Below are 18,426 nucleotides of genomic sequence, written 5' to 3' on the forward strand. Positions count from 1 at the left end.
GACTAGTCGATACCCGGCCCGGTGACTATCAATCCGCTGGTAGGTACTCCGGTACCCGCAGTGACCAGAACCGGGCCGCCCACCTGGTTGCAGGACGTGCCGCGGATCTGCCGGACGGCTTCGGCGATGCCGTTCATCCCGTGGATGTACGCCTCACCCAGTTGCCCGCCATGGGTGTTGACCGGCAGCCGGCCGCCCATTTCGATGGCGCCGCCGGCGATGAACTCCCGTGCCTCGCCCGGCCCGCAGAAACCGAGTTCCTCCAGTTGGACAAGGACAAAAGGGGTGAAGTGGTCGTAGAGCACGGCTGTGGCGATGTCGCCGGGCCGCAGCCCGGACTGCGCCCACAGCTGGTCACCGACGATCCGCATCTCCGGCAGGCCAAGAAGGTCGTCCCGGTAGTACGACGTCATCACGAACTGGTCGGGACCACTTCCCTGCGCGGCCGCGGCGATCACCGCCGGTGGGTGCGGCAGGTCCTTGGCGCGTTGCGCGCTGGTCACCACCAGCGCCACGCCGCCGTCGCTTTCCTGGCAGCAGTCCAGCAGATGCAGTGGTTCGACCACCCAGCGGGACGTTTGGTGGTCTTCCAGAGTGATCGGTTTGCCGTGGAACCACGCGTTGGGGTTGACCGCGGCGTGCCTGCGGCCGGCCACCGCGACGCGGCCGAAATCCTCCGAGGTCGCCCCGTAGACGTGCTGGTAGCGCCGGGCGAACATGGCGACGTCGGCGGCGGGCGTGCCCAGACCCATGGGATACGACCACGACGCGTCGATGCCGTTGGACGTCGGCGCGGCGGCGGCCGCGGCGGAGACGCGGCCGAACCGGTGTCCCGATCGTTCGTTGAACGCGCGGTAGCAGACCACGACTTCGGCGATCCCGGTCGCCACCGCCATCGCCGCCTGCTGCACGGTCGCACACGCCGCGCCACCGCCGAAGTTGATCCGGCTGAAGAAGCTCAGCCGCGGGATGCCCAGTTCCCTGGCGACCGCGATCTCCGAGTTGGTGTCCATGGTGAACGTGACCAAGCCGTCCACATCGGACGCTGTGAGACCGGCGTCGGCCAGCGCGGCCCTGACCGCCTCGACAGCCAGCCGCAGCTCCGTCCGGCCGGACCGCTTGGAGAACTCGGTCGCGCCGATCCCGGCGATCGCGGCCTTGCCCGGCAACGTGCTCATGGTGGTTTTCATGTGCCTGCCACCCGTACCGTCCCGGTTACGTGATCACCGAGTGAGCACTTGCCGACCACGTCGACCACGGTGTCCTTGCCATCCCGTTTCGCCGTGCCGGAGAAGACCAACGTGTCCCCGGCGTAACACGGCACGCCGAGCCGGATGGAGATGTTGCGCACCAGGGCTTCAGGGCCCGCCCAGTCCGTGACGAACCGCTGGACCAGGCCTGTCGTGGTGAGGATGTTGAGGAAGATGTCCTGGGAGCCGCGCGCCACGGCCGCGTCCCTGTCGTGGTGCACGTCCTGGAAGTCGCGGGTCGCCAGCGCGGTGCTGACCACGAACGTCGTGGTCGTGTGGATCTTCAGCTCGGGCAGCTCAGTCATGTCGCGCCCGCCAGACCGGAAGCGTCAGTTCACTGTCCACTCGCGACCAGTCGACGACGACCTCCTGACCGATCCACACCTCGTCCGGTGGGACGTCGGGCAACTCCCCCAGCATCCGTACGCCTTCCTCGAGTTCGACCAGCGCGATCACGACAGGCAGACGCTTGCCCGGTATCGGCGGGTGGTGGTGCACCACGTAACTGAAGATTGATCCGCGACCGGAGGCCAGCACGTACTCCGGTGTGGCGCTGCCGCAGACCGGGCAGAACGGTCCTGGTGGATGTCTGAGCCGACGGCAGTCCGGGCAGCGCTGGATCCGCAGTTCCCGCTTGGCCGTGCCCTGCCAGAAGAACTCGGTGTCCTGGTTGACCAGTGGCCTGAGCACCGATCCGGACGGCTCCGGCGGCCTGAACTTCAGGACGCGGAACATCATCTCGGCCACCGGCTCGTCGTCCACGTACCAGGTGCTCACCGTGGTCACGAACCAGCCCTCGCCCAAAGCTGTCCGCTTAGGACCGACCACATCGGACAATCTCGTGGTGACCGCGAGCTGTTCACCCGGTCGCAGGTACCGGTGATAGGTCTGCTCACAGTTCGTCGCCACGACCGACGTGAATCCGGCGGCGTCGAGCACCTTCGACATCGCCCCGAGCGGGTCGTCGGCGTCACGGACGCCGTTGAGGCCGTACATCGTCCAGACCTGGACCATCGCGGGCGGGGCGAACTTCGGGTAGGCCGGGTTGCGGTCGCCCAGCGCCTCCACCCAGTTGTTGATCATCGGTTCGTTGACGGGATCCCTGGCGAGCCGGGGTTCGCTCTCGCCCAGCGCCTTGAGCCGCCCGGCCTCGGCCTCGATGGAGTTCATCGGATCACCCTCGGCAACCCGAGTCCGGCCATGGCGATCAGTTCGCGCTGGATCTCGTTCACGCCACCGCCGAACGTCAGGACCAGGTTGCGTTTCGCCTGGACGTCCAGCCACTTCACGAGTCCGGCGGTCTCCGGATCGGCGGGATCGCCGTGACGGGCGACGATCTCCTCCATCAGCCTGCCGACGCGCTGAACCCGGTCGGACGAGAAGACCTTCGTCGCCGACGCGTCCGCCACGTCCAGTTCAGACGATGCCACCTGGCCGTTGAGCAGCTCGTTGACCTGGATGGTCGCGTAGGTCTCCGCGAACGCCCGTCGCACGTCGGGCCTGTCCAGCAGATTTCTCCTGGCAGCCCACTCGTGCACGCGGTCGCGGAGCCCGGCGAGCCGCCCGGCCGGGCCGAGCATGATCCGTTCGTGGTTGAGCTGGGTCGTGATCAGCTTCCAGCCGCCGTTCTCCTCGCCCACCAGCATGTCGGCCGGGACGCGGACATCGCTGTAGTAGGTGGCGTTCACGTGGTGGGCGCCGTCGCAGGTGATGATCGGTGTCCACGAGTAACCCGGGGACTTGGTGTCCAGGATCAGGATCGAGATACCCTTGTGGCGTGGCGCTTGCGGATCGGTCCGGCAGGCCAGCCAGACGTAGTCGGCGTCGTGCGCGCCGGTGGTGAAGATCTTCTGGCCGTTGACCACGTAGTCCGCGCCGTCCCGCACTGCCGTTGTCCGCAACGAGGCCAGGTCCGTGCCTGCCTCCGGCTCGGTGTACCCGATCGCGAAATGCACTTCCCCCGCTTCGATCCGCGGCAGGAAGTACTCTTTCTGGGCCGCTGAACCGAAGGTTTTCAAGGTGGGCCCGACGGTCTGCAGTGTCACGTACGGCAGCGGGACGTCGGCCCGTGCGGCCTCGTTGACGAAGATCTGCCGCTCCACCTCGGTCGTGTCGCGGAACCACCCGTCGGAGCCCAGCCTGCGCACCAGATCCCGGTAGACCGTGCCGTGCCGGTCGGTCAGCATCTCTTCGCGTTGTTCGGGTGTCAACAGGGTCTTGAAGTACGCACGCAGCTTGTCCCGCAAGGCTTGCTGCTCGTCGGTCAGGTCTACGAACACCGCGCCCCCAACAGGTCGAGCCGATGCTCCGCCCCGCCGACGAACCGGACGAGGTCCTTGGCCAGCGAGTAATAGCGGTGCATCGGATAGGTGATGTCGACGCCGATCCCGCCGTGCAGGTGGTGACAGGTATGCATGGCCTGGGGAAGTTCCCCGGCGAGCCAGTAGGCGGCCACGTCGATCGCGCTTCCGGCGGCACGGCCCGTGTGCACGCGCCAGATCGCCGACCAGGCAGCCAGGTGCAGGGTTCGTGCCGCCACGTACACGTCCGCGATCTGTTGCGCCACCGCCTGGAACGTCGCCAGCGGCTTGCCGAACTGCTCGCGTGTCCTGACGTGTTCCGAGGTGAGGTCGAGCGCGCCGGCCAGCAGCCCGTCGCCGACGGCCACAGCACCGGCGAGCGCAAGCGCTTGCAGGGTCGGCGCTTCGCCAAGCCGTTCGCCTCGTACGCCGGTCAGTTCCACCGTGTACTCAGGAGATCCGCTCGATGTGTAGGTCCGGGTCGTGGTGACGTCGTCCGGGTCCACGATGTACACGTCGTTCCCGGCGGCCACAAGCAGTGTCGTCGCTTCCCCGGCGTACGGAACGTGTTTCATGGTTCCGGTGATGACGCCGCCGTGAGCCTGCGCGTTGCCGTCGAGTGCTGCCGTGATCACTCCCGGCTCGGCCAGGAGACGGTCCTGTTGTTCCTCCGTTCCCATGTGGACGATCGGCAGCACGCCCATCGCCAGGGTCGCCATCGCCGGGGTGACCACTCCGGCCCGGCCGACCTCCTTGAGCACGACACAGGCCTCGATCACGCCAAGACCGTCGCCACCAAGACGTTCCGGGATGGAGAGGGTCAGCAGGCCGGCTTGCCCCAGCGCTTTCCATGCCTGGTCGGGGTCACGGCGCAGCACTGCCGCGGTCAGGCCGGCGATCTCCCGTTGTGTGTCGTCGAACGTGAAGTCCACGCCACCTCCTAGGTCCTCGGCAGGCCGAGAACTCGTTCCGCGGCAAGAGTCGACAGGATCTGCGTGGTGCCACCGGCGATGCTCAGGCACCGGGTCATCAGGAAGGCGTGGATGGCTTCGGCGGCCACGTCGGCCAGCGCGCCGTCGGCGCCGTACAGGTCGAGAGTGGCTTCCGCGACCGCCTGCCGGTGCCGGACGCCGACCAGTTTGCGGACGCTGGGATCGGTGCCGAACTGGTCCATCAGAGAGACGACCAGACCACCCGCGACCAGTCCGCCGAGTTTGTCCGGATCAGCACCTCGGGTTTCCGCCGTTTCCAGGAGCTTGTCGACTTCCGCGCCGAAGGACGACGCGCCGCCCATCGCGACCCGCTCGTTCGCCAGCGTTGTGCGGGCCAGCTTCCAGCCGTCGCCGGGACGGCCGACCACGCAGTCGTCCGGCACGAAAACGCCGTCCAGAAAGACCTCGTTGAACATGGCGTCGCCGGTGATCTCCCGCAACGGCCGGATGGTCAGCCCGTCGGACCGCATGTCCACCAGGAAGTACGTGATGCCTTGGTGTTTCGGCACATCGGGGTCGGTCCGGGCGAGGCAGATCGCCCAGTCCGCCTCGGTCGCGCGCGAGGTCCACACTTTCTGGCCGTGCAGCCGGTATCCGCCTGGTTCCCGGACCGCGCGGGTCCTGAGCGACGCCAGATCCGACCCCGCCTCAGGCTCGCTGAACAGCTGGCACCAGACGATCTCGCCACGCAGTGTCGGCCAGACGAAGCGTTCCCGCTGTTCGTCCGTGCCGTGCTGGAGAACCGTCGGCGCCGCCCACGCGCCGATCACCAGATCCGGCCGGGTCACGCCTCGGCGGCGAAGCTCGTCCGCGATCATCTGTTGTTGCCCGGGGGACGCGTCAAGGCCGTACGGCTTCGGCCATTCCGGGACCAGCAGGCCGGTTTCCGCCAGCTTCACCCGGCGCTGGTCTTCCGGCAGCCGCGCGACTTCGTCCACCAGCCCACGGGTTCGACTGTCCGGTTCGGACACGGCACGAACCTGACGCCGGGCACCGGTGCGCGCCAGTCCGGCGACTTCCCGCCGCCAGTGGGACGTGCCGCCGAACAGGGCCCGGAGGGCCAGTGCCCGGCGAAGGTAGAGGTGGGCGTCGTGTTCCCACGTGAAGCCGATGCCGCCGAGCACCTGGATGCAGTCTTTCGCTGTCTCGACCGCGGCTTCCAACGCCACCGCGCCCGCGACCGCCGCGGCGAGCGGGTGTTCGCCGGGGGCTTCGTCCGCTGCCCTCGCGGCGTCCCACGCAGCCGCTCGTGCCTGCTCGACACGGCACAACATGCCCGCACACAGGTGTTTCACCGCTTGGAACGAGCCGATGGGCTTGCCGAACTGTTCGCGGACCTTCGCGTACTCGACGGCAGTCCGCAGGCACCAGCCCGCGACTCCGACCGCTTCCGCCGCCGCCAACGTGACCGCAAGGTCCTCGACGCCGTCCACGGTCAGCGGCAGGCCCGCTTTCACTTCCCTCACTTCGGACAGCGGCCGGGAGAAGTCAAGCGCGTCCCGCTCGGTGAGCTCCGCTTCGGCGAGCGTCCAGACACCGTCCACGCGGGTCAGCAGATACGGTGCGTGACCGATCAGCGGCGCCCCGGGCCGGAGTCCAACCGCGACCGGCACGCCTCCCTCGGTCAGCCCGGGCAGGAACTCCCGGGAAACGCGAGAGTCCTTCGCACGTGCCAGCAGCAAACCGGTGAGCACTGTCGGCAACACAGGACCGGGCACAAGGGCCCTCGCGGCGTGCTCAAGGGCTACGGCGACGTCGGCGACCGGGCCCTCGACCATTTCGAACAGCCCGAAATGCGCCAGGTCCGCCCAGTGTTCACGCCAGTGCTTGGCCCCCTCGGCCTGTCGTACCGTCGGCAGGATGCCCGCACCGGCGGCCCATCGGGTGATGGAGTCGCCGATGGCCCGCTGCTCGTCGGTGGTAGACACTCCGTCATTATAGAACGTGTTTCAGTTCTGAACTCAACCCTGCGAGTGAGTACGATTGACCGGCGCCAGGTACACTACGACGCGAAGTGGAACAGGTTTCAGCAAGGGGACCATCGATGACAGCCACGCCATCCGGTGCCATCAGCGCCCTCGGCGACGACGAGCTCGGCTCGGCCGCGCAGCGCGACCGGCGCAAGCGCATCCTGGACGCGACCATCGCGCTGGCCACCAAGGGTGGCTACGACGCGGTCCAGATGCGAGCCGTCGCCGAACGGGCCGAGGTCGCCCTCGGCACGCTGTACCGCTACTTCCCTTCCAAGATCCACCTGCTCGTCTCCGGGCTGGCCCGTGAGTTCGAACGCAACCAGGAACGCATCGAGAAGGGCACGGTCCCCGGCGAGACCCAGTACGACCGGGTCCTGTTCGTGCTCGGCCGGGTGACCCGCGCGATGCAACGCGAACCCCACCTGACCGAGGCGATGACGCGGGCGTTCATGTTCGCGGACACGTCGGCGGCCGCGGAGGTCGACCACGTCGGCAAACTGATGGAGCGCATGTTCACCCGTGCCATGCACGAAGGCGAACCCACCGACGAGGACAAGGCGATCGCCCGCGTCGTCGGTGACGTGTGGCTGTCCAATCTGGTCGCCTGGGTGACCCGGCGGGCCTCGGCCACCGACGTCGCGACCCGTCTCGAGCTGACCGTCCGCCTGCTGCTCAAGAAATGACTCGTGAGTGTTTATCGGGGTTCTAACCCTGATAAACACTCACGAGGGGGTTTCAGGCCAGGGCGCCGCGGACGGAGGCGTGGCCCTTCAACAGGTTCCGGGCGATCGTGCGGCGCTGGATCTCGTCCGTGCCCTCGTAGATCCGCAGCAGGCGCAGTTCCCGGTACCAACGCTCGACCGGCAGTTCGCGCGTGTACCCCATGCCGCCGTGGATCTGCAGAACCCGGTCGACGATCTCGTTCGCTTTGACGCCACCGTAAAGCTTGGCCATCGACTGGGCCTGGCGCGAGTCCATCTTCTGGTCGACCTGCCACGCCGCGCTCAGCACGAGCCACCGCAGTGCCTCGATCTCCACCGCGGAGTCGGCGATCATCCACTGGATCGCCTGGCGTTCGCCGATCGGCAGACCGAACGTCTCCCGGGTGCGCGCGTAGTCGATGCCCATCTCCAGCAGACGTTCACACGCGCCGATCGCCCTGGCGGGTAACAGGTACCGGCCCTGGCCGATCCAGCGCATGGCCAGCTCGAAGCCACGCCCTTCCTCGCCGAGGATGTTGCGGTGCGGCACCCGGACGTTGTCGAACGTCAGCGCGGCCGGGCCCCATTCGCCCATCGTCTCGATCGGCTGCGACTTCCAGCCCATCTCACGGTCGGCCAGGAAACACGTGACGGCACCCTTTTCCTTGTCCGTCACGGCGAAGACCATGGTGAAGTCGGCTTCGTTGCCGCCGGTGATGAACGTCTTCTCGCCGTTGATGATCCAGTCGTCGCCGTCCCGCCGGGCCGTCGCGCGGATCGCCCGTGCGTCCGAGCCCGCGCCGGGCTCGGTGATCGCGAAGCAGGACCTGCGTTCGCCCGCGATGGTCGGCTTGAGGTACGTCTCCTTCTGTTCGTCGTTGGCGTAGAACAGGATGTTGTCCGCCCAGCCGCCGAACCGGAACGGCACGAAGGAACGGCCCAGTTCCGCCTCCAGCAGTGCCGCCATCACCGCGCCGAGGTTCATGCCGCCGTACTCCTCGGGCGTGAGCACGCCCCAGAAGCCGGACTCCTTGGCCTTCAACTGCAGTTCACGCAGCTCGGACCGCTCGATCCCGGGCCTGCCGGAGCGTTCCCGGCGCAGCACCTCCGGCTCGAGCGGCATGATCTCCTTGCGCACGAACGTCCGCACCCAGTCGCGGACCTCGCGCTGCTCTTCGGTGAGGGAGAAGTCCACCATGATGTCTCCTAGAGCCTGCGGCCGCCGTCGACGTAGATGGTCTGGCCGGTGATGAAGGATGATTCGTCGCTGACGAGGAACGCGATGGTGCCGGCGATGTCGGCGGGCTGCCCGACCCGGCGCACCGGGGTGATCTCGGCACTGCGCGCGGCCAGTTCGTCCGGCGTGATGCCGAGACGCTCGGCCGTCGCCGCCGTCATCTCGGTGACGATGAAGCCCGGCGCGACCGCGTTGACGTTGATGCCGAACGGACCGAGCTCGATCGCGAGCGTGCGGGTGAAGCCCTGCAGGCCCATCTTGGCCGCGGAGTAGTTGGCCTGACCGCGGTTGCCGAGCGCGGAGACGCTGGACAGGTTCACGATCTTGCCGTACTTCTGGGCGACCATGTGCTTCTGTGCCGCCTTGCTCGCCAGGAAGGCACCTTTGAGGTGTACCCCGATGACCGTGTCCCAGTCCTGCTCGGTCATCTTGAACAGCAGGTTGTCCTTGGTGACGCCGGCGTTGTTGACCAGGATGTCGAGCGAGCCGAACTCCTGCGCCGCCCGGTCGGCCGCCGCGGTGACCTGCTCGGCGTTGGTGACGTCCGCACCGACCGCGATCGCCCGGCCGCCGGCGGCCTCGATCGCGTCGACGGTCGCCTTGCCCGCCGCCTCGTCGAGGTCGAGGACGACCACGGCGGCACCATCCGCCGCGAGCCGCCCGGCGACCGCCGCGCCGATTCCACGGGCAGCCCCGGTGACCAGGGCTACGCGTCCGTCCAGTGCCGCCATGTCGAAGCCTCCGTAAACCGTACAGCGTTAGGTATACTGGGAGCATAACTCTGGAGGGACGCCGATGCCACGGCCGAGCACGCCGATCCTGAGCCGGGATCGCATCAAGGCCGCCGCGCTGGAGATCATCGACCGCGACGGCCTGCCGGGTCTGTCGATGCGCAGGCTCGCCGCCGAGCTCGGCGTGCAGGCGCCCTCGCTGTACAGCCATTTCCCGACCAAGGACGCACTGCTCGACGAGGTGTGCGACGAGATCATGTCGGCCGTCGACGTGAGCGACTTCGAGAGGTCCGACTGGCAGACCGGCGTCCGCACGTGGGCAAGGTCATATCGGGCCGCACTGGCCGCGCACCCCAACATCGTCCCGTTCCTCGCCGGCGGACCGGCCCGCCGCGACTCGGCACTGCGCGCCGCGGACGCGATCCACGGCGGCCTGGTCCGTGCGGGCTGGCCGCCGAAGATCGCCACGATGATCGGCGCGTCGACCAAGTACCTGGTGCTGGGCGCGGCCATCGGTTCCTTCTCCCGCGGCTTCGAGGACGACGCCCGCGTCTACAACGACCGCTACCCCAACCTCAGCCAGGCACACCGGCTGGCCGAGCACGCCGACGAGATCGACGAAGGTTCGTTCGAACTGGCGCTCGACTCGTTCCTGCAAGGCCTTTGCCTGCGGTACGAATCTCTCAGGACGCAGGACGCCACTCCGTGAGCCGGTCGGCTTCGGCGGACTTCTCAGTCGCCGCAAGCCAATGCGGATAGGTCACGTAAACCAGCTCCGCGTCCTCATCGGCTGAGTACACCAGCTCTGTTCCGGCGCGCAGGTAGATCACCTCGCCCGCGTTGGCGGACACGGGACCGTCCGGCCCCTCGACGGTGAACCTGCCCTTGGTGATGATCAAAGCTTCGTCGTAGCTCATCTTCCACGGGTTTCTCTCGCCCTTGCCGTACCGCGCGAAACCGACGCTCATCGCCGTGCCGCTGCCCTGGTCGAGGACGTCTGCCAGGAAGATCTGCTGGTCAAGGCGCTGAAACCAGTTCTGCGCGGCGTCGATGGCGAACTTCTGCACGGTCATACCAACCTCCGTCTAAGTGGAACTTCTTCCACTTAGTTAACTGGAATTTTTTCCACTTGTCCAGTGGGTACGCTGCCCCCGTGCTTCCGATCTCCGGGTCCGAGCCGGTCGAGCGGGCCGACGCGGCGCGCAACCGGCAGAAGATCCTCCGCGCCGCCGCGAAACTCGTCGCGGCGCGCGGAGTGGAGAGCCTGGCGCTCGACGCGGTCGCCGCCGAGGCAGGAGTCGGCGTGGGCACGGTCTACCGGCGCTACCCGGACCGAGGCGCGTTGGCGCAGGCACTACTGGACGACCGGGAACGCGAGTTCCAGCAGGCGTTCATCAGCGGCCCGCCGCCGCTCGGGCCGGGCGCGCCCGCCAGGGAGCGGATCCGCGCGTTCGTGCACGCGTTCGTGGACCGCCTGGAAACACAGGGAAAGCTGCTGATGGTCGCGGAGACCGAGACGCCGATGGCACGGTTCACCACCGGCGCCTACCGCCTGCACCACAGCCACCTGGCCATGCTCATCGCCGAAGCCGAGCCGGACGCGGGCGTCGACGCGGATTTCCGCGCGGACGCGCTGCTCGCACCGCTGGCCGCGGCGCAGTACGTCCACCAGCGTGAGAACGGCATGACCGTCGAACGGATCAAAGCCGGGTTCGATCAGCTGCTCAGTTGATCCGCGATCGCGAGAATCCGGCGTGCGTTGTCCACGTGCATGTTCTCGACCATCCGGCCGTCCACGGTGACCACACCACGGCCTGCCTGCTCGAACGCCTCGATCACCCGGCGGGAGTACTCGATCTCCTCCTCGGTGGGCGAGAAGATCCGGTTGCACGGCTCGATCTGCCCCGGGTGGATCAACGTCTTGCCGTCGAAGCCGAACTGCTTGCCCTGCAAGCACTCCGCCTCGAACCCGGCGAGATCCCGCACGTCGTTGTAGACGCCGTCGAGGATCTCCTTGCCCGCCGCACGAGCGGCGAGCAGGCACAGCGACAACGCGGTCCGCAGTGGCGCGCGGCCGGGCACGTGATCGGCGCGCAACTCCTTGGCCAGGTCGTTGGTGCCCATCACCAGCACTGACAGCCGATCGCTGGCGTTGGCGATGTCGTACGCGTGCAACATCGCGATCGGGGTCTCGACCATCGCCCAGATCGTGGTCTTGTCCGGCGCCCCGCCCGCTTCCAGCACACGCTCGATCGCGTGCACCTCGGCGGCCGAGTTGACCTTGGGCACGACAACCGCGTCCGGCCCGGCCTCCGCGGCGGCCCGCAGGTCGTCAGGGTGCCACTGGGTGCCGAAACCGTTGACCCGGATGGTGATCTCACGGTTGCCGTACTCACCGGACGCGGCGGCCTCGCAGACCCGTTTGCGAGCCTCCACTTTGGAGTCCGGGTGGACCGCGTCCTCCAGGTCGAGAATCACCGCGTCCGCGGGCAGGGTCTTGGCCTTCTCCAGCGCACGCTCGTTCGCGCCGGGCATGTAGAGCACGGATCGACGCATGACTCAGTCCTTCTCAGTGCTGACGCTCGGAAGCAGCGTAGGCCTCGGCGAGCTCGGGGTCACGGGCGGCGAGCTGGTCGGCCAGCTCAGCGACCACGCGGCACTGCTTCACCGTCGCGTCGTCCTGCATCTTGCCGTCGATCATGACCGTTCCGGTGCCGTCGCCCATCTCCCGGATCACGCGGCGTGCCCAGGCCACGTCCTCCGGTGACGGCGAGAAGACCTTCTTGGCGATCGCGATCTGCGCCGGATGCAGACTCCACGCGCCCACACAGCCCAGCAGGAACGCGTTGCGGAACTGGTCCTCGCAGCCGACCGTGTCCCGGATGTCGCCGAAGGGCCCGTAGTACGGCAGAATCCCGTGCGCGGCACACGCGTCGACCATTCGTGCCACCGTGTAGTGCCACAGGTCCTGCTGGAACGTCTGCCTCCCGGCCGTGATGTCGTCACCGACCGGGTCGGTCCGCACCAGGTAGCCGGGGTGGCCGCCGCCGACACGGGTCGTCTTCATCCGCCTGCTGGCCGCGAGGTCCGCCGGGCCGAGCGAAATGCCCTGCATCCGCGGCGAGGCGCCGGCGATCTGCTCCACATTGGCCACACCGGTCGCGGTCTCCAGGATGGCGTGCACCAGGATCGGGCGCCGCAGCCCGGCCTTGGCCTCCAGCTGGGCCAGCAGCCGGTCGACGTAGTGGATGTCCTGCGCGCCCTCGACCTTGGGCACGATCACCACGTCCAGCTTGTCCCCGATCGCGGGGACGAGGGTGAGCAGGTCGTCCAGCGCCCACGGCGAGTCCAGGCTGTTCATCCTGGTCCACAGCTGCGCGTCACCGAAGTCGGTGTTCTTGCCGATCTCGGCCAGGCCCTCGCGGGCGGCCTCCTTGCGGTCGGCCGGGATCGCGTCCTCCAGGTTGCCGACCAGCACGTCGACCTGCTTGGCCAGGTCGGGCACCTTCGCGGCCATCCTGGGGTTGCCCGGGTCGAAGAAGTGCAGCGCACGCGAAGGGCGGAACGGGATCTCCCGCACCGGCTGCGGCGCGCCGAGCGCCAACGGCCGGAAGAAGTCCTTCGGCGAACGCATCGTGACCTCCCTGTCCTGGGGTTTACCGGAGGGTAACCCGCACGGCGGGGCTCTGCCCGCGACTCGCGTCACACAATTCGGTTGCCGCGGGTGAGCGGGCTCTGCTGCACTGCGGGAACCGATTGTCCCGACCCGAGGAGAGCACCAGTGCGACTCGCTGCCATGTCCACCCAGACAGGAACCCATCCCTCTCCCAAGGACATGAAGCTTGGCACGCACGATCAACCTCGGAATCCTCGCGCACGTCGACGCCGGTAAGACCAGCCTGACCGAGCGCTTGCTACAGCTCGGCGGCGTGATCGACGAAGCCGGCAGCGTGGACGACGGCAACACGCAGACCGACTCCATGGCGTTGGAACGCCAACGCGGGATCACCATCAAATCCGCCGTGGTGTCGTTCGTCGTCGGCGACGTCACGGTCAACCTGATCGACACACCCGGGCACCCGGACTTCATCGCCGAGGTCGAGCGTTCGCTGAGCGTGCTCGACGGCGCCGTCCTGGTCATCTCCGCGGTGGAAGGTGTGCAGGCGCAGACCCGTGTGCTGATGCGGGCGTTGCGACGCCTGGCCATTCCCACGATCGTCTTCGTCAACAAGATCGACCGCATGGGCGCGCGACGCGGCAGCCTGCTGCGGGAGATCACCGAGCGGCTGACTCCGGCCATCGTCCCGGTGGACGCCGATCCCACGGACATCTTGTCCACACTGGACGATTCCGTACTCGCCGCCTACGTCGACGGTTCACTGACCAGGGACCGGCTCCACGCATCCCTGGTCGGCCACACGAGACACGCGCGGGTCCACCCGGTCTTCTTCGGCTCGGCGACCACCGGCGCCGGCGTGCCGGAGTTGATGGCCTCGCTCACCGAGTTCCTGCCGTCGGCACCGGGCTGCGCCGAGGGACCGGGGTCCGGGCTGGTGTTCAAAGTGGAACGCGGGCAGGGCGGCGAGAAGATCGCGTACGTCCGGATGTTCGAGGGAACACTACGGGTCCGGGACAAGGTGCGCTTCGGCGACAAGGAAGGCAAAGTCACCGCGATCAGCGTGTTCGACCGTGGCCCGGCCGTCCGGCGGCAGGAGGTCTCCGCGGGCCAGATCGGCAAGCTCTGGGGACTCGGCGAGATCCGGATCGGCGACCGGATAGGCCGGGCCGCACCGGCCCTCGGGAACCACTTCTCCCCGCCGACACTGGAAACCGTTGTCCTCCCGGATGATCCGTCACAACGAGGAGCGCTGTACACCGCACTCACCCAGCTGGCCGAACAGGATCCGTTGATCAACCTGCGGCAGGACGGCGTGATCTGTTTGTACGGTGAGGTACAGAAGGAAGTCATCCAGGCGACGCTGCTGAACGACTACGGCATCGCCGTGTCCTTCAAGGAGACCACACCGATCTGCATCGAACGCGTGTCCGGGACCGGTGCGGCCGTCGAGATCATCAACGAGGGCGACAACCCTTACCTGGCAACGGTCGGACTCAGGGTCGAGCCCGGCAACGGAGTGACCTTCCGGCTGGAGGTCGAGCTCGGCTCGATGCCGTCGGCGTTCTTCAACGCCGTCGAGGAAAGCGTGCACAGGACGCTGCGACACGGTCCGCATGGCCGGGAGGTCACCGACTGTGTGGTCACGATGACGCATTCCGGTTACTGGGCAAGGCAAAGCCATGCGCACGGCACGTTCGACAAGTCGATGTCCAGCACCGCCGGGGACTTCCGGAACCTGACGGCCCTGGTCCTGACGAACGCGCTCGAACAGGCCGGAACCGTGGTGCACGAGCCGATGGACCGTTATCGGCTGGAAATCCCCGGCGACACGCTCAGCGTCGTCCAGCCCGTGCTCGTCCGGCTGCGGGCGTTCCCGCTCAGTTCCACACCACGCAACTCGTCCCTCCTGCTGGAGGGCGACATCCCCGCGGCACGGGTGCACGAGCTGGAACGCCTGCTGCCGTCCCTGACCCGCGGCGAAGGCGTCCTCCTCGACCGCACCTTCCACCGCTGGTCACCCCTCGTGAGTGGTTATCAGGGTTAGAACACGGATAAACACTCACGAGGGGGTTTTCAGCTGTTGGCGGGGGTTTCGTCGACGAAGACCTTCGTGACGATCTTGCCGTCGGCGGTCAGGTAGCCGTGCAGCATGCCCGGCGTGCTGTGCGGCGCGTCGAACGTCCCTTGGCGGTCCAGGGCGATCACGCCGCCCGTGCCGCCAAGGGCAGGCAGGCGCTTGACGATCACGTCGAACGCGGCGTCGGCCAGGCTCCGGCGGCCGAACTCGATCATGTTCGAGATCGTGCTGGCCGCGGCGCCGCGGATGAAGACCTCACCCTGGCCCGTCGCGCTGACCGCGGCCGTGTCGTTCTTGGCGTACGTGCCCGCGCCGATGACCGGCGAGTCGCCGACGCGGCCGATCATCTTGTTCGTCAGCCCGCCGGTGGACGTCGCGGCGGCGAGGTCCCGCTTCTGGTCGACCGCGACCGCGCCGACCGTGCTGTATTCGGCCTGCTTCGGGGCCTGCGGGTCCTTCGCGGCCGTCAACTGGTCCCAGCGCCGCTGCGTCCAGTAGTAGTCCTGGGTCACGGTCGGCAGGCCGTTGCGCGCCGCGAAATCGTCCGCGCCCTCGCCGGCGAGCAACACGTGCGGCGACTTCTCCATGACCAGCCTGGCCGCCGAGATCGGGTTCTTGACGCTCTGCACACCGGCGACCGCACCAGCGGCCAGGTCGGAACCGCGCATGATCGACGCGTCCAGCTCGTGCCCGGCGTCCTCGGTGAAGACCGCCCCCTTGCCCGCGTTGAACAACTCGTTGTCCTCAAGAACCTTCACCGCCGCCTCGACGGCCGTCACGCTCGATCCGCCGCTCCTGAGCACCTGCTCCCCGGCGCGCAACGCGGCAGCGAGCCCGTCCCGATAGGCTTTCTCCAGCTCAGGCGGGGTGTCCTTGCGAATCAGCCCGTTGCCCGCGCCGCCGTGCACCGCGAGGACGACGTTGCGGGCATCGGGCCTGGGTCCTCCGTTGGTTTCCACTTGACCAGTGTGAACAGGTTCAGAAGGAAGTGACGCGGCTCCGCTTTGCTGCACGGTCAGCAGCAGACCGGCCGCCGTGATCAAGGCCAGCAGGAATCTCATCGTTCACCTCTTGCGTGGATCGACGGTAAGTACCCGTCGATTGACTCACGAGGTGACTGTCCGGCGGCAGAGCAAAGCGTCGGGAGTCCGGCTGGACCCGATCCGTCCGGTGTACGCGACGCCCGCGATGTACTCGTCGTCCGCACATTGGCCCTTGTAGTGACCGTGTGCGAACTCCCCGCCGCCGGACGAAGCCCGGTTGTCCTGACGGTCGAACCACACCGTCCGGCCCGTCTTGCCCAGCGCTCGCGGCGAGCGCCCACACAGCACCGAGGAGACCGCCGCGCCACGCACGCTGTAGCCGACGACGTGATGATCGGCCGGGCACTGGAGTTTGGTGTACCCGCTCGCCCAATCCATGTCCACATAGGTCTCGTCGCGGATCACCTGGTGCCCGGTCGCGACGGCCGATTCCGTGCAGAGGCCTCGGTTGCCGGTGTGGCTCAGCCCGATCAGCCACTGGCCGTCCGGGCAGACGGCTTTCCGCGCACCGGAATCCCAGTCGTTCCTGACCGTGCGCGACTGCTGGAAATCGCCGTGGTCGAGCGTGAGCATCGACCAGCGCTTGGCACTGACCGCCGGTTTCGCGGGTGCGTTGACCAGGCGATTCCATGCCGCGGCACGCCAGTCGTCACCGTCGTGCAGGCCGATGCGCCTGCCCGCCGCGTCCCAGTGCAGCAGGCCCCAGCCGTTGCCTTGCTTGTTCGTGTGGAAGCCGACAAGCGGCCAGTACGCGAAGTCCGCATCGGTTTCGACGAGGTAGTCGACGAACCTTTCGAACCAGGCGCGCGACTTGGGATCGTTGTTGCCCCTGCCGCCCACGCCGAACTCACTGATCCACACCGGTGCCGTGAAGTGCTTGCCGGACTCGGCGGCGACGAAGAACGCCTGCCGGTACAGCACTTCCCTGAGCTGTTCGGGACTCAGGTCCTGATAGCGCGGGTCGCTGGTCTCCCCGACGCCGGTCGCGCCGGTGTGGTTCGGGCCGGTGTAGCCGTAGAAGTGCGCCGAATAGACGAGTTTCCCCGAGTCGATCAACGTGTGCGACAGGTTCCGCGCCGGTTCGAGCGTCGGCCTGCCGTGCGGGAAACCGTCGACCGGGATGCCGGTCCAGTTGATTCCCTCCACGATGATCAGCAGATCCTTGCTGGCCTCGGTCAGGATCCGGTCGCCGAGCAACTGGCTCGCGCGCTGCCAGTCGTGTTGGTTGCCCCAGCCCCAGTTCGGGTCGTCCCAGACGGTCCGCCGGACCTCGTTGTACAGGTCCACGCCCACCACGCGCTTGTTCGAGGCGTAGCGGCGAGCCATGAACAACCAGTCGTTCTCCCACTGTTGCACGGTCTGGCTGGTGTTCCAGCGCTCGTTGCCGTCCACACCACAGCACCACCGGGACGTGGTGGTGTGGTTGTTCAGGATCACCGCGAACCCGCGCTCGGTCAGCCGTTGCACCACGGCGTCGTAGACCTGCAACGGAGTCCGGCCACGCAGGTGCTGGTCGACCGGGCTGGTGACCGGTGTGGTGTCGTGGATCATCTGGTTGGAGAACGGCAACCGGATGCTGTTCAACCCCAGTTCGGCGAACCCGTCGATGATCGTGTCCATCGAGGTGCGGGTGAGGCCGAGCGGCATCTGGTCGGCCTTCTCCCCGGCGTGGTGGTTCGCCGGATCGTTGACGTCACCGGAGCCGGTCCACGTCCCGCTGGCGCCATGCCAGTTGCCGGATTTGAGCTTGAACCGCTGCCCTTGCGCGTCGACGACGTACCGCCCACGCGTGCTCAGCGGCCCGACCCAGTCCGCCTGCGGTGCCGCAGCCACCTGAGGCACCACCACAAGCCCGGCCACCATCGCCGCGACCAGAATCTGAACGATCCTCACATAATCGGACGGTAGTGGCCCGGTCGCGGTCCGGTCAATGCGCGGGCACGCCGTTGGTGGCGATCCAGCGTTCGACCGAGTACTCCACCAGGGTGATCAGCGTCTGCTTGGTCGACTCCCGATCCCTTGCGTCACAACGGACGATCGGCACCCGGGGATCGATGGCCAGCGCCTCGCGCACGTCTTCGATCCGGTGCAGCAGTTCGCCGTCGAAGCAGTTCAGGCCGATGATGTACGGCAGGCCGTGCTCCTCGAAGAAGTCCACCGGCGAGAACGAGTCGGCCAGCCTGCGGGTGTCGGCGAGCACCACCGCGCCGATCGCGCCGCGGACCAGGTCGTCCCACATGAACCAGAACCGTTGCTGGCCGGGCGTTCCGAACAGGTAGAGGATCAGGTCGGTGTCGAGCGACACGCGGCCGAAGTCCATCGCCACCGTCGTCGTCGCCTTGCCCGGGGTCGCTTCGAGGTCGTCGATGCCGATGCTCGCCTCGGTCATCACCGCCTCGGTGGTCAACGGCATGATCTCGGAGACCGAGCCGACAAAGGTCGTCTTGCCTGCCCCGAAACCACCGGCCACCACGATCTTCACCGACGTCATCGTCGGCCCGGC

Annotated in this window: 18 protein-coding genes; 4 read left to right on the top strand and 14 right to left on the bottom strand. The window is 67.6% G+C overall.

Features of this window, described 5'->3' with window-relative positions:
* Window positions 1–2 precede the first annotated feature (2 nt).
* From GC106_RS03120 to GC106_RS03145, 6 genes are read right to left on the bottom strand one after another with little or no spacing between them, the layout of a single operon-like run.
* Window positions 3–1,178 carry a lipid-transfer protein gene (locus tag GC106_RS03120; protein ID WP_173124072.1) on the bottom strand — a complete coding sequence of 392 codons (1,176 nt, stop codon included), beginning with the start codon at window positions 1,176–1,178 and terminating at the stop codon, window positions 3–5.
* An 8-nt stretch (window positions 1,179–1,186) separates the two neighbouring features.
* Complete coding sequence (locus GC106_RS03125; RefSeq protein WP_173124074.1) at window positions 1,187–1,555, bottom strand: MaoC family dehydratase; 369 nt, start codon at window positions 1,553–1,555, stop codon at window positions 1,187–1,189.
* Window positions 1,548–2,420: a bifunctional MaoC family dehydratase N-terminal/OB-fold nucleic acid binding domain-containing protein gene (locus GC106_RS03130; RefSeq protein ID WP_173124076.1), complete on the bottom strand. Its 873-nt coding sequence runs from the start codon at window positions 2,418–2,420 to the stop codon at window positions 1,548–1,550. Before GC106_RS03130 ends, GC106_RS03125 begins: the two co-directional genes overlap by 8 nt.
* Window positions 2,417–3,529: an acyl-CoA dehydrogenase family protein gene (locus GC106_RS03135; protein ID WP_173124078.1), complete on the bottom strand. Its 1,113-nt coding sequence runs from the start codon at window positions 3,527–3,529 to the stop codon at window positions 2,417–2,419. The genes GC106_RS03130 and GC106_RS03135 overlap by 4 nt, the downstream gene beginning before the upstream one ends.
* Window positions 3,520–4,482, bottom strand: coding sequence for an acyl-CoA dehydrogenase family protein (locus tag GC106_RS03140; protein ID WP_173124080.1), 963 nt, complete (start codon window positions 4,480–4,482; stop codon window positions 3,520–3,522). Before GC106_RS03140 ends, GC106_RS03135 begins: the two co-directional genes overlap by 10 nt.
* An 8-nt stretch (window positions 4,483–4,490) precedes the next feature.
* Window positions 4,491–6,470, bottom strand: coding sequence for an acyl-CoA dehydrogenase family protein (locus GC106_RS03145; protein WP_173124082.1), 1,980 nt, complete (start codon window positions 6,468–6,470; stop codon window positions 4,491–4,493).
* A gap of 116 nt (window positions 6,471–6,586) precedes the next feature.
* Here GC106_RS03145 and kstR point away from each other — a divergent pair, with 116 nt between their 5' ends.
* Window positions 6,587–7,198 (top strand): cholesterol catabolism transcriptional regulator KstR, encoded by a 612-nt coding sequence (gene kstR, locus GC106_RS03150; RefSeq protein ID WP_173124084.1) that lies wholly within the window; start codon window positions 6,587–6,589, stop codon window positions 7,196–7,198.
* Window positions 7,199–7,250: 52 nt separating this feature from the next.
* Here the strand turns inward: kstR and GC106_RS03155 are convergent, their stop codons facing one another.
* Both GC106_RS03155 and fabG read right to left on the bottom strand, forming a co-directional pair.
* Window positions 7,251–8,411 (bottom strand): acyl-CoA dehydrogenase family protein, encoded by a 1,161-nt coding sequence (locus GC106_RS03155; RefSeq protein ID WP_173124679.1) that lies wholly within the window; start codon window positions 8,409–8,411, stop codon window positions 7,251–7,253.
* An 11-nt stretch (window positions 8,412–8,422) separates the two neighbouring features.
* Window positions 8,423–9,184, bottom strand: a complete 762-nt coding sequence (gene fabG, locus GC106_RS03160; protein ID WP_173124086.1) for a 3-oxoacyl-ACP reductase FabG — start codon at window positions 9,182–9,184, stop codon at window positions 8,423–8,425.
* A 64-nt stretch (window positions 9,185–9,248) separates the two neighbouring features.
* Here fabG and GC106_RS03165 point away from each other — a divergent pair, with 64 nt between their 5' ends.
* A complete protein-coding gene (locus tag GC106_RS03165) occupies window positions 9,249–9,893 on the top strand; it encodes a TetR/AcrR family transcriptional regulator (protein ID WP_173124088.1) in 645 nt (214 codons plus the stop codon).
* Here GC106_RS03165 and GC106_RS03170 read toward each other — a convergent pair.
* Entirely contained in the window at window positions 9,868–10,257 is a 390-nt protein-coding gene (locus tag GC106_RS03170) for a EutQ-related cupin domain-containing protein (RefSeq protein WP_173124090.1), read from the bottom strand. The two genes, GC106_RS03165 and GC106_RS03170, sit on opposite strands and share 26 nt — an antisense overlap.
* An 80-nt stretch (window positions 10,258–10,337) precedes the next feature.
* Here GC106_RS03170 and GC106_RS03175 point away from each other — a divergent pair, with 80 nt between their 5' ends.
* Window positions 10,338–10,916, top strand: coding sequence for a TetR/AcrR family transcriptional regulator (locus GC106_RS03175; RefSeq protein WP_173124092.1), 579 nt, complete (start codon window positions 10,338–10,340; stop codon window positions 10,914–10,916).
* Here GC106_RS03175 and GC106_RS03180 read toward each other — a convergent pair.
* Together GC106_RS03180 and GC106_RS03185 are read right to left on the bottom strand one after the other, a co-directional pair.
* Window positions 10,901–11,740 (bottom strand): HpcH/HpaI aldolase/citrate lyase family protein, encoded by an 840-nt coding sequence (locus GC106_RS03180; protein ID WP_173124094.1) that lies wholly within the window; start codon window positions 11,738–11,740, stop codon window positions 10,901–10,903. The two genes, GC106_RS03175 and GC106_RS03180, sit on opposite strands and share 16 nt — an antisense overlap.
* Window positions 11,741–11,753: 13 nt before the next feature.
* The gene (locus GC106_RS03185) at window positions 11,754–12,818 is read right to left on the bottom strand and encodes an HpcH/HpaI aldolase/citrate lyase family protein (protein WP_173124096.1); all 1,065 of its coding nucleotides are present in this window, start codon (window positions 12,816–12,818) and stop codon (window positions 11,754–11,756) included.
* 208 nt (window positions 12,819–13,026) lie between these two features.
* On the opposite strand from GC106_RS03185, the gene GC106_RS03190 reads away from it, so the two are divergent.
* Window positions 13,027–14,847: an elongation factor G gene (locus GC106_RS03190; RefSeq protein ID WP_173124098.1), complete on the top strand. Its 1,821-nt coding sequence runs from the start codon at window positions 13,027–13,029 to the stop codon at window positions 14,845–14,847.
* A 29-nt stretch (window positions 14,848–14,876) separates the two neighbouring features.
* Here the strand turns inward: GC106_RS03190 and GC106_RS03195 are convergent, their stop codons facing one another.
* From GC106_RS03195 to GC106_RS03205, 3 genes are all read right to left on the bottom strand, one after another.
* Window positions 14,877–15,839: an isoaspartyl peptidase/L-asparaginase family protein gene (locus GC106_RS03195; protein ID WP_217279935.1), complete on the bottom strand. Its 963-nt coding sequence runs from the start codon at window positions 15,837–15,839 to the stop codon at window positions 14,877–14,879.
* 147 nt (window positions 15,840–15,986) lie between these two features.
* The gene (locus GC106_RS03200; protein ID WP_173124681.1) at window positions 15,987–17,786 is read right to left on the bottom strand and encodes a glycoside hydrolase family 5 protein; all 1,800 of its coding nucleotides are present in this window, start codon (window positions 17,784–17,786) and stop codon (window positions 15,987–15,989) included.
* A 64-nt stretch (window positions 17,787–17,850) separates the two neighbouring features.
* Complete coding sequence (locus GC106_RS03205; RefSeq protein ID WP_173124102.1) at window positions 17,851–18,414, bottom strand: GTP-binding protein; 564 nt, start codon at window positions 18,412–18,414, stop codon at window positions 17,851–17,853.
* Between the last annotated feature and the right edge of the window lie 12 nt (window positions 18,415–18,426).

This window comes from Kibdelosporangium persicum (assembly GCF_013280595.1).
Classification (GTDB): domain Bacteria; phylum Actinomycetota; class Actinomycetes; order Mycobacteriales; family Pseudonocardiaceae; genus Kibdelosporangium; species Kibdelosporangium persicum.

What these genes read in the sequence shown, in the direction of transcription:
- GC106_RS03185 (WP_173124096.1), bottom strand. Translation starts at nt 12,818, where the DNA reads ATGCGTTCGCCGAAGGACTTCTTCCGGCCGTTGGCGCTCGGCGCGCCG.
- fabG (WP_173124086.1), bottom strand. Translation starts at nt 9,184, where the DNA reads ATGGCGGCACTGGACGGACGCGTAGCCCTGGTCACCGGGGCTGCCCGT.
- GC106_RS03205 (WP_173124102.1), bottom strand. Translation starts at nt 18,414, where the DNA reads ATGACGTCGGTGAAGATCGTGGTGGCCGGTGGTTTCGGGGCAGGCAAG.
- GC106_RS03170 (WP_173124090.1), bottom strand. Translation starts at nt 10,257, where the DNA reads ATGACCGTGCAGAAGTTCGCCATCGACGCCGCGCAGAACTGGTTTCAG.
- GC106_RS03120 (WP_173124072.1), bottom strand. Translation starts at nt 1,178, where the DNA reads ATGAGCACGTTGCCGGGCAAGGCCGCGATCGCCGGGATCGGCGCGACC.
- GC106_RS03130 (WP_173124076.1), bottom strand. Translation starts at nt 2,420, where the DNA reads ATGAACTCCATCGAGGCCGAGGCCGGGCGGCTCAAGGCGCTGGGCGAG.
- GC106_RS03180 (WP_173124094.1), bottom strand. Translation starts at nt 11,740, where the DNA reads ATGCGTCGATCCGTGCTCTACATGCCCGGCGCGAACGAGCGTGCGCTG.
- GC106_RS03200 (WP_173124681.1), bottom strand. Translation starts at nt 17,786, where the DNA reads ATGGTGGCCGGGCTTGTGGTGGTGCCTCAGGTGGCTGCGGCACCGCAG.
- GC106_RS03165 (WP_173124088.1), top strand. Translation starts at nt 9,249, where the DNA reads ATGCCACGGCCGAGCACGCCGATCCTGAGCCGGGATCGCATCAAGGCC.
- kstR (WP_173124084.1), top strand. Translation starts at nt 6,587, where the DNA reads ATGACAGCCACGCCATCCGGTGCCATCAGCGCCCTCGGCGACGACGAG.
- GC106_RS03125 (WP_173124074.1), bottom strand. Translation starts at nt 1,555, where the DNA reads ATGACTGAGCTGCCCGAGCTGAAGATCCACACGACCACGACGTTCGTG.